The 13,213-nt window shown below is 63.0% G+C and carries 15 protein-coding genes; 9 read left to right on the plus strand and 6 right to left on the minus strand.

The annotated features are described in order from the left end of the window. Window positions 1-23: 23 nt before the first annotated feature. Window positions 24-1,064 (plus strand): aminopeptidase, encoded by a 1,041-nt coding sequence (locus tag X756_RS162675; RefSeq protein WP_032999240.1) that lies wholly within the window; start codon window positions 24-26, stop codon window positions 1,062-1,064. A gap of 29 nt (window positions 1,065-1,093) precedes the next feature. On the opposite strand, the gene X756_RS162670 is transcribed toward X756_RS162675, so the two are convergent. Further along, on the minus strand, window positions 1,094-2,299 hold the full coding sequence (locus X756_RS162670; protein ID WP_031237726.1) for an ROK family transcriptional regulator: 1,206 nt from the start codon (window positions 2,297-2,299) through the stop codon (window positions 1,094-1,096). Window positions 2,300-2,444: 145 nt separating this feature from the next. Here X756_RS162670 and X756_RS162665 point away from each other — a divergent pair, with 145 nt between their 5' ends. From X756_RS162665 to X756_RS162635, 7 genes are all read left to right on the plus strand, one after another. Next, a complete protein-coding gene (locus X756_RS162665) occupies window positions 2,445-3,710 on the plus strand; it encodes an ABC transporter substrate-binding protein (RefSeq protein ID WP_023691877.1) in 1,266 nt (421 codons plus the stop codon). A 93-nt stretch (window positions 3,711-3,803) separates the two neighbouring features. Beyond that, complete coding sequence (locus X756_RS162660) at window positions 3,804-4,739, plus strand: sugar ABC transporter permease (protein ID WP_023691878.1); 936 nt, start codon at window positions 3,804-3,806, stop codon at window positions 4,737-4,739. Further along, window positions 4,732-5,637 (plus strand): carbohydrate ABC transporter permease, encoded by a 906-nt coding sequence (locus tag X756_RS162655; RefSeq protein ID WP_023728470.1) that lies wholly within the window; start codon window positions 4,732-4,734, stop codon window positions 5,635-5,637. Before X756_RS162660 ends, X756_RS162655 begins: the two co-directional genes overlap by 8 nt. Before the next feature lie 25 nt (window positions 5,638-5,662). After that, complete coding sequence (gene ugpC / locus X756_RS162650; protein WP_023728471.1) at window positions 5,663-6,769, plus strand: sn-glycerol-3-phosphate ABC transporter ATP-binding protein UgpC; 1,107 nt, start codon at window positions 5,663-5,665, stop codon at window positions 6,767-6,769. Window positions 6,770-6,808: 39 nt separating this feature from the next. Next, window positions 6,809-7,576: an SDR family oxidoreductase gene (locus X756_RS162645; RefSeq protein WP_023728472.1), complete on the plus strand. Its 768-nt coding sequence runs from the start codon at window positions 6,809-6,811 to the stop codon at window positions 7,574-7,576. Continuing rightward, complete coding sequence (locus tag X756_RS162640; protein WP_245264433.1) at window positions 7,573-8,592, plus strand: sugar phosphate isomerase/epimerase; 1,020 nt, start codon at window positions 7,573-7,575, stop codon at window positions 8,590-8,592. Before X756_RS162645 ends, X756_RS162640 begins: the two co-directional genes overlap by 4 nt. Further along, the gene (locus X756_RS162635) at window positions 8,589-9,401 is read left to right on the plus strand and encodes an SDR family oxidoreductase (RefSeq protein ID WP_023728474.1); all 813 of its coding nucleotides are present in this window, start codon (window positions 8,589-8,591) and stop codon (window positions 9,399-9,401) included. The genes X756_RS162640 and X756_RS162635 overlap by 4 nt, the downstream gene beginning before the upstream one ends. A gap of 408 nt (window positions 9,402-9,809) precedes the next feature. On the opposite strand, the gene X756_RS162630 is transcribed toward X756_RS162635, so the two are convergent. The 5 genes from X756_RS162630 to X756_RS162610 form a co-directional block, all read right to left on the minus strand. Beyond that, window positions 9,810-10,244 carry a hypothetical protein gene (locus X756_RS162630; RefSeq protein WP_023671095.1) on the minus strand — a complete coding sequence of 145 codons (435 nt, stop codon included), beginning with the start codon at window positions 10,242-10,244 and terminating at the stop codon, window positions 9,810-9,812. 684 nt (window positions 10,245-10,928) lie between these two features. Further along, window positions 10,929-11,477, minus strand: coding sequence for a dihydrofolate reductase family protein (locus X756_RS162625; protein ID WP_023728477.1), 549 nt, complete (start codon window positions 11,475-11,477; stop codon window positions 10,929-10,931). A gap of 185 nt (window positions 11,478-11,662) precedes the next feature. Continuing rightward, window positions 11,663-11,932 carry a PilZ domain-containing protein gene (locus X756_RS1000000167000; protein ID WP_081725353.1) on the minus strand — a complete coding sequence of 90 codons (270 nt, stop codon included), beginning with the start codon at window positions 11,930-11,932 and terminating at the stop codon, window positions 11,663-11,665. Window positions 11,933-11,991: 59 nt separating this feature from the next. Further along, the gene (locus tag X756_RS162615) at window positions 11,992-12,201 is read right to left on the minus strand and encodes a hypothetical protein (RefSeq protein WP_023671091.1); all 210 of its coding nucleotides are present in this window, start codon (window positions 12,199-12,201) and stop codon (window positions 11,992-11,994) included. A 215-nt stretch (window positions 12,202-12,416) separates the two neighbouring features. Beyond that, entirely contained in the window at window positions 12,417-12,791 is a 375-nt protein-coding gene (locus tag X756_RS162610; RefSeq protein WP_023728479.1) for a hypothetical protein, read from the minus strand. On the opposite strand from X756_RS162610, the gene X756_RS1000000168540 reads away from it, so the two are divergent. Then, complete coding sequence (locus X756_RS1000000168540) at window positions 12,790-13,110, plus strand: hypothetical protein (RefSeq protein WP_155923737.1); 321 nt, start codon at window positions 12,790-12,792, stop codon at window positions 13,108-13,110. The two genes, X756_RS162610 and X756_RS1000000168540, sit on opposite strands and share 2 nt — an antisense overlap. The last annotated feature ends 103 nt before the right edge of the window (window positions 13,111-13,213 follow it).

A 13,213-nucleotide genomic window follows, 5' to 3' on the forward strand; every position in this document is an offset into this window, starting at 1 on the left:
AAACAGTGAAGCGCGTTCTTCGGATGCTTGCCGCGGCGATCATCGCGTCCGGGGCGACCGGCTGCACGAGCATTTCCTACTACGCGCAGTCGTTGCAGGGTCACGCGCAGATCATGGCCGCGCGCAGGAATGTCGGGAAACTCATCCTTGACCCTTCGACGCCCGAGGCATTGCGCGCCAAATTGACGTCGGCCAGCGCCATAAGACGGTTTGCGACGGATGAACTGGCATTGCCCGAGAACAGCAGCTACCGCAGCTATGTCGACATCCATCGCGACGCCGTGACCTGGGCCGTTTTTGCCGCGCCGCAATTCTCGCTGGCGCCACGAACATGGTGCTTTCCGGTTTTCGGCTGCGTTCCATACCGGGGTTACTTCTCCCGGAAATCCGCGACTGAGAACGCAGTCGAACTTCAAAGACAGGGGCTGGACGTCTATGTCTCGGGCGTCACCGCCTATTCCACGCTTGGCTGGTCGAGTGACCCGCTGCTGAGCACCATGCTGCGTCAGGACGACACCTATCTCGCCAGCCTTGTTTTTCATGAGCTGGCGCATCAGCGCCTCTATGTGGATGGCGATTCCGCATTCAACGAGGCGTTCGCCGTTGCCGTCGAAACCAGCGGCGTCAGGAAATGGCTCCGCGCCGCCGGCGACCGGGCCGGATTGCGCCGATACGAAGCCGACCGCAAACGCAGCGCCGATTTTCTCGGACTGGTGGCGAAGACGCGCGACGAGCTAAGGCAGGTCTATGGTAGTCCCCGCACCCCGGAAAAGATGGCGGCCGCCAAGGCAGCAACCATCGACCGGTTGCGGGCGCGCTACCGGCAGATGCGCGACAAGCACTGGGCGGGATACCGGGGATACGACGCCTGGTTCGCTGCCCCGATCAACAACGCCAAGCTCGCGGCAACTTCTGTCTACGGTGAACAGGTTCCGGCCTTTCTTCGCTTGTTCGACCTGTGTTCGGGCGACTATCCAAGGTTTTACGCTTCTGTCCGGCGGATCGCGGATTTGCCCAAATCGTCACGCGCCGAAGCGCTCAAGGCTGCGGACACGTGCAATTGACTTGAACAAGCACAGGCTGGTCCTGACGATCACCCCAGCGACAGTTCCTTCGTCTGGTGTCTCAAAACGAGGCCGACCGCGCCCAGCAAGGCATCGTTCTCGGTGTGCCTGCCAACGATGATGCGCGTGCGCAGCGCGGGAGCGACATCCCGGGACTTGATCAGCGTGTGGCGTTCATAGGACGCGATCAGCGGCGTCAACAGAATGTCCCCTGCCAAAGCCATGTGGCCGCCGATGATGATAAGCGGCGGATTGAGCACCGAGCCGATCAGGCCGAGACCCCGGCCGGCGATCTCGGCGGTATCCTCGATCATCCGCAACGCCCTGACGTCGCCCTGCTCGGCCATGGCGATGACATCGTCCATGGTGACTTGCCGCCCAACGACACGCGAAATCTGTTCCAGCGGCCGGGTAAAACTCGCGTAGAGCTCCAGGCATCCGCGATTGCCGCAGCGGCAAAGGTCGCCGCCGGGATCGATGCTGATGTGCCCGAATTCGCCGGCGCCGCCGGCGACGCCCGTCACCAGCCGGCCATGCTGGACAATGGCGCCGCCGACACCCAGATCGATCTTGAACAGCACGAAATCGTCCTGGCCGACGGCCGCACCCCACATCAGCTCGGCAATGGCCGCGCAGTTGCTCTCGTTGTCGGCGAAGATCGGCTGTTCCAGGACGGGTCCGAACACATCTCGTATGTTGACGCCGGCCCATGTTGGAACCATGCTTGCGCGCAGCACCACTCCATCGCGGCTGACAGGGCCGGAGACGGAGACACCAACCCCCAGGAGCCCCGCCATCGGCAGACCATTTTCCCTGTAAGATTGGGCAATCGCCGATTTGACCGCCTGGGCCGCCTGTTGCGGCTGGTAGTCCAGCGCCATTGGAATATTTTGTTCGGCAATGACGGAATGCGAGACATCGGCGACGATGAGCCGTATCTGCTGAAGAGCCAGGTGAATGCCGACGCAGGTGCCCGCTGTCGGATTGAGCGTCACCGCCGCGGCTGGCCTGCCGATGCCTCTGATGCCGTCGCGGCTGGTCGGGGCTTCGATCACCATTCCAGACCTTTTCAAGCCGTTAAGCGCGGTTGACACCGTCGAGCGCGCCAGACCGGTGGCGCGTGCGATCTGCAACGCGGAGAGTGCGCCGCGCTCGCTCAGGCAGCGCACGATCATGCTCTCCGGCGACGCGGAGGGTCTGTCGACCAGCCAGGTTCTAAGCGAAGGTTTTGTCATGGCTCAACATAAACATCGTTGACTGATAGCTCCAATATGTCATCTTGGAAAGAACTCGAGATTGACGCATCTCGCCGGCGGCGGCTTCAAACCGCGGCCATAAGCGGTCGAGACGAACCGTGCAACACGATATGGGAGTGAAACGATGAAGTCCGTCATGACCGCGCTTGCGGCCGCTGCTGCGTGCACATTTTTCGCCGGGGCAGCCTTCGCCGAACCCAAGACGAACCTTTTGCACCAGTGGGCGACCGGATCGGACGCCCAGGCGATCGCCAAGCTCGGCGAGATGTTCACCGCCAAGGGCGGCAAATGGGAACAGACCTCGATCGCCGGCCACACCGCCAATACGCTGGCCAAGCTGCGCGCGGACGTGATCGCCGGCAATGCCCCGCCTGCCGTGCAGCTCAAGGGCCCCGAGATCGCCGAATGGAACGAGACCGGCATGACCGCCGATCTCGACGAGTTGGCGGCCTCGGAAGGGTGGGAGAAAGTGGTGGCGCCGGAATTGCTTCCGGTGATGAAGCCGACCGGCAAATGGGTCGCCGCGCCCATGAACATCCACCGCATCAACTGGCTCTGGGCCTCGCCCAAGGTCATGCAGGCGGCCGGCGTGGCGGAAATGCCCAAGACCTGGGCCGAGTTCAATGCGGCCTGCGACAAGATCATCGCCACAGGCAAGATCTGCATCTCGCATTCGACCGCCGACTGGACGGATTCGACGGTGTTCGAGGTCGTGCTCTACGGCCAGGACATCGATCTCTACCGCAAGGCCTTCGTCGAAGGCGATGTCGAGTCCATGCGCAGCCCGGGGATGGTCAAGGCCTTCACGCAGATGCGCCTGATGACGAGCAAATACATGGATCCGGGCATGGTCGGCCGCGACTGGGATTCGATGTCGGCGCTGGTCGGCAAGGGCGACGCGGCGTTCCACATCATGGGCGACTGGACGATCGGCCTTTTGACCGCCGCCGGCTTCAAGGAAGGCACCGACTATGTCTGCGCCCAGGCGCCGACCGATTGGGGCAAACCCGGCTTCATCCTCAACTCGGACTCGGTCGTGTTCTTCAAGCAGAAGGACCAGGATTACATCGACGGCCAGAAGCTGCTGGCCAGCCTGATCCTGTCGCCCGACTTCCAGACGGTCTTCAACCAGGCCAAGGGCTCGATCCCCGCACGCCTGGATATCGATCTGTCGAAGGGCTTCAATCCGTGCCAGCAGCTCTCGCAGAAGGATCTGCAGGCTTCGATCAAGGACGGCACGCTGGTCCGCTCGATGGCGCACAACATGACCATCCCGCAGAAGATGCGCGGCGCGATCATGGACTCCATTACCGAGTTCGTGGCGACGCCGGACATGTCGCCCGAGGATGGCGCCAATGCGATGGCCGACGCGGCGGAAGCACAGAAATAGATGGCAATGGCCGGGCGCCATCCGCACCCGGCCATCCGCCATCCCGGTCCCGCGCTCCGCCAGTCCTGTGCTCTGCCAATCTCCGTGCTCTGAATGTCAAATCACGACCTGATCCTGTCGGTACCGGCGCCCGCCCGCCCCTGGCGCGAGCGGCTGGGCTCCGCGATGCCCTTGCTGGTGCTCGGCCCCTCTCTCGTGGCGAGTTTCGTCTACGTCTTCGTGTTCACCGGCTGGACGCTCTATATCTCGCTGTCCAACTCCTCGCTGCTGCCGACCTACGGCTTCGTCGGCCTGGACAACTACGCGTCGCTGTGGGCGAACCGGCGCTGGAACATCGCCTACAACAACCTGTTTTTCTTCAGCGCTTTCTACATCGTCGGCTCGATGGCGGTGGGACTGCTGCTGGCGATCCTGATCGACCAGCGCGTGCGCGGCGAAGCGGCCTGGCGCACGATCTTCCTCTATCCGCTGGCGGTGTCCTTCATCGTCACCGGCACGGTCTGGAGCTGGCTCTACAATCCGACCGACGGCATCCAGGCCATGGTGCGCGGTTTCGGCTGGACGAGCTTCAGTTTCGCACTGGCCAGCGACCGGCACTATGCGATCTACGCGGTGATCATCACCGGCGTCTGGCAGGCCTCGGGCTTTGCCATGGCGCTGTTCCTGGCCGGCCTGCGCTCGGTAGATTCCGACCTCGTCAAGGCCGCGCAGATCGACGGCGCATCGACGTTCCGTATCTATCGCAAGGTGCTTCTGCCAACCATTGCGCCTATCTTCCTGGCGGTCGCCGTCATCCAGATCCAGTTCGCCATCAAGACCTTCGACCTCGTGGCGGCCCTCACCAAGGGCGGCCCGGGGATCTCGACCACCTTCCCCGCCATCTACGTCTATGACCTGATGTTCCAACGCGGCCAGATCGGCGAAGGTGCGGCCGCCGCCATCATGATGCTTGCCGCTGTTGCCGTGGTGCTGGTGCCCTATTCATTCTGGGTGGTCTGGCGCCGGCGCAAGGAAGCCGGCCATGGCTGACGTCTCCCTGGACCAGTCGCTCGACCGTCGCGCTGCCGCAGTCGCGTCGCGCCAGCATTTTCTCACCCGCTTCGCCATCTATGGGCTGCTGGTCGTCTTCGCGGCGATCTACCTGGTCCCGTTGCTGGTCGTGGTGCTGAATTCATTCCGCGACCAGCAGGAGATCGCACGCAACGGGTTGATCTCGCTGCCGCGCAGCTTCCGCCTCGATGCCTGGGGCCAGGCCTGGAGCACCTATTGCATCGGCGGCACCTGCGAGGGCATGCAGCGCAACTTCTACAACTCCTTGAAGATGACGATCCCGGCCACGATCATCTCGACGGCGGTCGGCGCGATGAACGGTTACATCCTGTCGAAATGGCGCTTCAGGGGTTCGGAAGCTTTGTTCACCTGCATGCTGCTCGGCGTCTTCATTCCGGGCCAGATTTCGTTGATGCCGTGGGCGTTCATCCTCGGCAATCTCGGCCTCAGCAATTCGGTCTACGGGCTCGTCCTCATCCACGTCATCCAGGGCATTTCGTTCACCACTTTGTTTTGCCGCAACTACTACGTCAGCATCCCCGACGACCTGATCAAGGCGGCGCGCATCGACGGCGCCGGCTTCTGGCGCATCTTCCGCAAGATCATTCTGCCGCTCTCCTCACCGATCCTGATCGTCACGGTGATCTGGCAGTTCACCGGCATCTGGAACGAATATCTGTTCGGCGTCGTCTTCACCTCCGGGCAGCAACAGCCGATCACGGCAGCGCTCGTCGCGCTGACGGCAAGCGGCACCAATGTGCGCGCCTACGATGTCATGAGCGCCGCCGTGCTGATCGGCGCGCTGCCGCCGCTGCTGATCTATCTCTTCGGCGGCAAGTATTTCGTCCGCGGCCTGACCCAGGGTGCGATCAAGTGAGGCGCGGTCAAGTGAAGGGCATTGCATGTCGACATTGACCATCCGATCGCTGCGCAAGAACTACGGTGCGGTCGAGGTGCTGAAGGGCGTCGATCTCGAGGCGCAGGACGGCGAGTTCATCGCGCTGGTCGGACCGTCCGGCTGCGGCAAGTCCACTCTGCTGGCGATGATCGCCGGGCTCGAATCTGTTACCTCCGGCGAGATCCGCATCGACGGAAGGCTGGTCAATTCGGTGCCGCCGAAGGACCGCGACATCGCCATGGTGTTCCAGTCCTACGCGCTTTACCCGACGATGACGGTGCGCGAGAACATCACCTTCGGCATGGAAAGCCGCCGCGTGCCGAAGCCGCAGCAGGACGAGGCTGTAAAACGGGTTGCCGCTTTCCTTCAGATCGAACCGCTGCTTGGCCGCAAGCCCGGACAGCTCTCGGGCGGCCAGCGCCAGCGCGTCGCCATGGGCCGGGCGCTGGTTCGCGATCCCAAACTGTTCCTGTTCGACGAGCCGCTCTCCAATCTCGATGCCAAGCTGCGCGTCGACATGCGCACCGAAATCAAGAAGCTGCATCACCGCGTCGGCAAGACCACCGTCTACGTCACCCACGACCAGGTCGAGGCGATGACGCTGGCGTCGCGCATCGCCGTGATGCATCAGGGCGAGGTCCAGCAATTCGACGATCCCGCCACGATCTACAACCGTCCGGCCAACATGTTCGTCGCCGGCTTCATGGGGTCGCCGGCGATGAATTTTTTGGCCGCGGAACTGAGCCAGGAAGACGGCCGCCCGACTGTCGTCCTGCAGACCGCCGACGGCGAGACGGCCAGCCTGCCGATCGTCCAGGCGCTCCCATCCGACACGCCGCGACAGCTCGTGCTCGGCATCCGTCCCGAGCATATCTACCGCTTCGATCCCGACCTTGCGCGCCGCAAGCCGGGCATCGCGCAGATCAATGCAGTGGTCGAACTGGTCGAGCCGACAGGCGCGGAGACCATGGCCGTCCTGCGCCTGGGCGGCAAGGAGATCACCGGCCGTTTCGACCCCGACGGCACGCCGCTTATGGGCGAGACGGTGACGCTCGGCATCGACATGGCGCGGGCGTGCCTGTTCGACCCGACGACCCAACGCCTGATCTGACCCGATCTGACCGAAGCTTGATCTGAAAAGAGTTCCGCCTTGTCCTTCGCCACCTATCCGAGCCTGTCCGAGCGTGTCGTGCTGATCACCGGCGGTGCGTCGGGCATCGGCGCCGACACGGTCCGCGCCTTCGCCGCCAATGGCGCACGAGTGGCGTTTCTTGATCTGCAGCAGGAGGCCGGCGAGCAGCTTGCCCGCGACCTCGCCGCCACGGCAGCGCATCCGCCACTGTTCCTGCGCTGCGACGTGACCGATATCCCTGCCCTGCAGGCCGCGATCGGCACGGTGCGCGACCGCCTAGGGCCTGTCGCGGTGCTGGTCAACAACGCCGCCGATGACAATCGCCTCTCCGTCGCCGACGTGACGCAGGAATATTGGGACCACGCCCAGGATGTGAACCTCAGGCACCACTTCTTTGCCGCCCAGGCCGTGCATCCGCACATGCAGGAACTGGGCTTCGGTTCGATCGTCAATTTTTCCTCGATCGCCTGGCGTTTCGGCGCGTCAGAGATGGCGCCCTATGCGGCGGCCAAGGCTGCCGTTATCGGGCTGACCTTCGCGCTGGCGCGGGCGTTTGGCCCCGACAACATCCGCGTCAACGCCATCGAGCCGGGCGCCGTCATCACCGACCGGCAGCGGGAGCTTTGGTACAAGACCCAAGGTTCGGTCGACCAGGTCGTGCAGCGCCAGGTGATCCGCAAGGTTCTGCTCGGCGAGGAGATCGCGCGCACGGTGCTGTTCCTCGCCGCCGACGACAGCCGCATGATCACCAAGCAGTCGATCACCGTGGATGCCGGCCTGCGATGACCACACCTGACTCAAAGGATCGCTTCATGCTCGAGGTCGGCCTGAACCCCTACGGCCTGACCTATCATCTCGGCCTCCAGGGCCGCGGCACGCCACGCGCCAATCCTAGACCTGCGGGGCTCGAAGGTTTCATCGCGCTCGCGACCGATCTCGGCGCGCGCGTGCTGGAGATCTGGGTGCCATGGCTGACCGAGCTTTCCGACGACGCGATGATCGCGCTGCGCGAACGGCTCGCCGGCCTTCGCATCGCGCCGGTCGTCAGCGGCGGCCTGCTGGTGGGCGAACCGCTCGACGATGCGTTTCGGGCCGCGCGCCTGCTCAACGCCAAAATCATCCGGACGGCGCTGACGCCCATTCTCTGCGGCGACCGCAACGCGGCCGGCGAAAAATGGAGCGAGTACGTCGGCATCATTCGAGAGCGATTGGTGGAATGGGGTCCCCGCGCGAATGCCGAAGGGTATGTCCTTGCGATCGAAAACCACCAGGACTTTACCAGCCGGGAACTCGTCGATTTCTGCGCCCTCGGTGGTGACAGTGTGGGCGTCACCTTCGACACTGGCAACACGTTCCCGGTCGGCGAAGCGCCGCTCGATTTTACGAAGGTGATCGCCCCCTATGTCCGCCATGTCCACCTCAAGGATTACCGCGTGCAGTTCACGACCGAAGGTTACCGGCTGATCCGCTGCGCCATCGGCGACGGTGCGGTGCCGTTTGCCGAGCTGTTCGCCATTCTTGGCCAGCACCACGATCGCATGACCGCCGTTCTCGAACCGGGCGCCTTGGAGGCCCGGCATGTCCGCTATCTCAGCGACGACTGGTGGCGCGGCTATCCGCAGAAGACGGCACGCGAATTTGCCGCCTGCCTGGCGGCCGCGCAGCGCAACCGGCTGCCCGAAGATGCCGACTACCGCACGCCTTGGGAGCGCGAAGCCGACGTCTCACTGGTTTCCTATGAGCTCGACATGATCCGGCGCAGCGCCGCCAACATGCGCAAACTGATGGAGAATATCCGATGACGGCACGTGAACTCGATGGATTGACCGCCTTCGTAACCGGCTCCGGCCGTGGCCTCGGCCGTGTGATGGCCGAGCGCCTGGCCGAACTCGGCGCCAATGTCGCGATCCACGACATGGACGAGGGAGCGCCGGCGAAGTACGGCGAGTTCGCCAATCTCGGCGAAGTGGTCGAGCGCCTGAAGCGGCACGGCACGAAGGTCACGTCGGTGACCGGCAACATTGGCGACCAGAAGGCGGTGGCCGAGATGAAGCGCAGGATCGAGGCCGATCTCGGCGACGTCCATGTGCTGGTCAATTGCGCTGGCGGCGACATCGGCGCCAGGGGCGGCAAGCCGAACCCGAACAACGCCCTCGACATCGAACTGGACGACATCCGCGTGCTCACCGAGAACAATCTGATCGGCACGATGCTGGTCTGCCAGGCCTTCGTGCCGCCGATGAAGCAGCGCGGCGGCGGCTCCGTCATCAACATCGCCTCCGCGGCGGCACATCTCGGCTGCTCGCCCGAGGTCGTTTACTCCACTTTGAAGGCCGCGGTCGTGCATTACACGCGCTGTCTCGCCAAGGAACTGATCGACGACGGCGTGCGCATCAACGCGGTCAGCCCAGGCGCCACCAAGACGGCACGCTTCCAGGCGACCCGCACGGTCGATCCGGAGCGCATGGATTCGAGCAGGAAGTCGCTGAACCGCTATGCGGAACCGGAAGAGATCGCGGAGGCGGTGGCGTTTCTGGCTGGCCCGCGGGCACGATTTATCAATGGGCAGGTGCTCCGCGTCGATGGCGGGTTTACGATCTTTCCGGGGTGATGGGGCGGGCCTCGAATTTCAATTTCGGGGCCGAAAGCGGAAGGTCCGTTTTCGGGATTCCTGGGTTAAATTGCCCCCTCACGCCTCGATCTTTCCGCAGCGTCAAAACGGCTGTGGAGGGATTGGCAGGCTATACCGCTGACGAAGCGCACATGTGACGCACCGAGGATAAGTAACCCCGCTTGGTCACGAGGGCGCTGCCGACCGGTTGGTCGAAACTGGCGCTGGCACTCGCTATTCACGAAATTGCCGATCACCCTGACGAGGTCCACTAAGCAATGGTGAACGTCATTTCTGAAGTCGCAAGCAACTCGGCCGCCCTACTCCATTGAGGTCAGCCATGCCTTCGCGGCGCCGACGCAATCTCTGCTGGAGCCTGCATGCTTCTTCAGGCGCGAGCGCTGTGTCTCAGTGCGGCATGAATCCTTTTCTCAGCCAAGCCAATATCTTGCTCCCATTGAGGACCCTGCGGACACGCCCGGCGGCCCAGCCAGCCTGCATGGTGGCGCCGGTGTGGCAACTGCAGACGATCTCATGCAACTGCCAATCGGAGAGTTCGAAGAAGCGTCTGGCTTCCCCGTAGGTATCCGATTGCATGCCCGACGCACGCAGCAGTGGATCGTCAAAGGCGACACTGATCGCCGATCCGACCGCGCGCGCTTCTCCGCGGACAGAGGGATGCAGATGCTCAGTCCCGGTGAGAGCCACAAGGGAGCGCGTCGGATTTCGATAGAGCAGTTCCGCCCACCGCTCTATCCGTTGCGTCCTTGTAGCCAGCAGAGCCGGCGATAGTGGACTGATGTCCGCGACTGACTGGAGTTGATCGAGTGTCTGGTGCTTCATGACTGCCTCCTGTTGGTCGTTCCAATCCCTAGGCCTTTGCTGCAGGATTGGCTCACACGCTAAGCCGCCTCGTAAAGGAGCGGCGGCCGATCAGGTGTTGCCACCAATCGCCCACAGGCACCGCGCGGCGGCATCTGCAGCGACACCAACTGCATTCCTTCGCCAATGTTCCAGCGGGATGAAAAAAACTGTGCGGCCGGCCGACCCGACGGACCCGGCTGGCGCACGCAGGATCCTGAACTGCTGGACGATGATGACGCAGGCCTGGAAAAGCGGCTAGGTTGGACCTTGCTTTTCAGGCTTGACCATGATGTTTCACTATCGCGGGAAGGCCAGGAGCAGAGCCGCTGGCGGCAACGATGAGTTGCGGACGAGGTCGGGCGGAGGAGGACGACGCTCTTGGGCCGCCAGGTCACTGAAGGACCAACCGAAGCGGCGCTTCGGGCGTAAAAGCGACGTCCTTGTAGGTCTGCAATGTCTGCTTATGGAGGAACGGCGGCAAGGCCTCTTTGACCGGCATGGGGCGCATTGCTGACCGGCAGATTTTCGGCCGACAGCAGACCCTCTGCTGCTTGGGTACCCAGCACGCAAGCTGACATGTGAGACCTCGGTGCGAAGGCCGGGACCAGGCCCACTGCGAACGTACGTGTTGGTTCGCATGTTGGCGCTGAAGCGCCTTATCGTTCAGCCTCGCGGCACATAGATCATATGAACCGTATCGTCATCGATCAATGTGCTCGACACCAGTTGCAGCGGAGGCCTTGCCTCGTGGAAGAAAGGCTTGCCCTTGCCGAGCACGAACGGCCTCACGTGCAGGTGATATTCCTCAATCAGGCCCAGCCCGGTCATAAGACCGGCCAGTTCCGGACCGGAAACGCTCAGGATACCCTCCGTGCGGGCCGCGATCTCGCGAATCTGCGTTTCAATATCTCCGGAGATGAGGGTGGCGTTGGGGCCTACCCGAGAAAGTGTGCGCGAAACGACCCATTTGGGCAGCTTGCGCCAGAGTGTCGCGAACTGGCGAAGCGAAGCATCCCATTCCGCGTGATCATCGTCCCAATAGCGCATGACCTCGTACATCCGGCGGCCATACACAGCGCCGGCATGGTTGCGAATCGTCTCGATCCAGTACTCGAAGTGCTTCTGGCTTGGTGCGCCCATGACCAGATTTCCGGCAAGGTCATCGACATAGCCATCGATGGAAACGTTCATTCCCAAGATAAGTTTGCCCAAAAGCAGCGCCTTCACCTAGTGGGTCCACGGACCAACCGCTTGTAATGCAAGCGGTCAGAGGCTATCGCAACTGATTGCAAATTGCAAGCAGCATGGAAGGAAGCGTTCGTGCCGCAAACGAGCCCTGCCTTGTCCCATCAACCCTGCACTTGAACAGCTGGGTGATCCGTCCCGGCTACCGCCATCTACGCCTGCCGTCCCGAATCGAGTTGCACCCCAAGTCGCTCGTTCCGTCTCCACCGCACCACGGCGCGATAGCTGGTATGATCGACCGGCACGTGAAGCACGAAACGGTCGGGGATTGCGATATCGGCCTTCACCCGCAGCTCCGCACCGTGGGCGTGCTGGTTACAAACCAGACAATTGATACTGGCGTCGCCAACGCGGATTGTCGCTTCCTTCAGAACAAGATCACGGATATGCGACCGTCGCTCTATCGGTGGGTCAGTCGGCATTGCCTTATCCCTCTGATGTGACGACCTGAAACTCTTCTGAACCCGGAATGGAAAGCGCACTACCGGCCCAGCGGTTGCCTCGAAAGACTGACGAGCTCGGCTTCGTCGACCACGCCGGCCATATAGTTCGCGATAATCCGGGATGCGATGGCGTCGCGTGCTTCGGGCGACTGACCGTCGCGCTTAAGCTGCTCGAATACACGGCCCAACAGCTCGAGTTCGGATGGCTGCAAAACGCCGGCCTCGGTGGCTTTGCGTCGAATGGGCATTTGTGATCCTCCACTACGGTCAACAACATACGACCGCGGCAGGGAAACTCAACTCACCTGTCGAGGGCGCCGCGCGGGGGGCGCCGCGCGGGCGGCGCCGACCACAAATCCCGTTTACCCGAGCGGGGAGTTTTTCACTCAAAGCCACAGTGATCTGGCGTCCATACAAAGCCCGCCAGCAAAGCCGGCGGGCGCAATAGTCATAAGATACGCCGCTAGAACCAGCTTCGGTCGCGTTCCTGGCTTTGCCCGAGCAGCATGCCGATCAACAACCCGGCAATGCCGCCAAGCACGAAAGCGCTGCTGATGGTGCCGGGATTTTGCTGGACGGCTTCGGACACCGTCTGCGCCTGCGATCTCAGCTGCTGCGTTGCCCGTGCCGCGCGCTCGGTCGCGCTGCCGTACCAGCCGCCGGCTTCGCCGGCGGCATCTTCTGCGCGGTCGGCAAGCGTCCGGTTGATCTTGCTGATCTCGCGCTTCAGCGATGCGACCTGCTTCTCCAGGGCCTCCTGGGCCTCTCGGGCGGACATCTTCGGGGTGTCCTTGGGGGTGTCCTTCGCGGTGTCCTTCGGGGTGTCGTTGTCGGCCATGGCTGTTCCTTTCGTTGAGGCAGGGGGAACGGCCAACGGACAAGGATGGTTCCGCTGCCTGCGCTCACAGTCATTCACCCGGCCGGCCGCCAACTTTGGGAACACTCTCCCGATCCAACGGTTGTGGCTGATGGAGGGCACGCATTTGTCGAATCGATCGAGCCATGCTGAAACGCTGCGGACGGTCTCCGATCTGCTACACCGCGCCCGCCGTGTCATTCGCGACGGCGGCCATGCGGCGGCGATGTTCGAAATAGACACGCTGCTGCAGGTCGCCCAGACAGAGGTTGCGCGCCGCCTCGAACGCAACGATCGCTGAACCTCGATAGGCCACCGCGGGCGCTATTCATTGCGGGCGGCGAAGGCCTCGTTTCCCTTTGCGATGGACTTGCAAGGCGCCCATCGAGCGGGTCGCCGTCCGA

Source organism: Mesorhizobium sp. LNJC405B00, assembly GCF_000502615.1.
GTDB lineage: Bacteria > Pseudomonadota > Alphaproteobacteria > Rhizobiales > Rhizobiaceae > Mesorhizobium.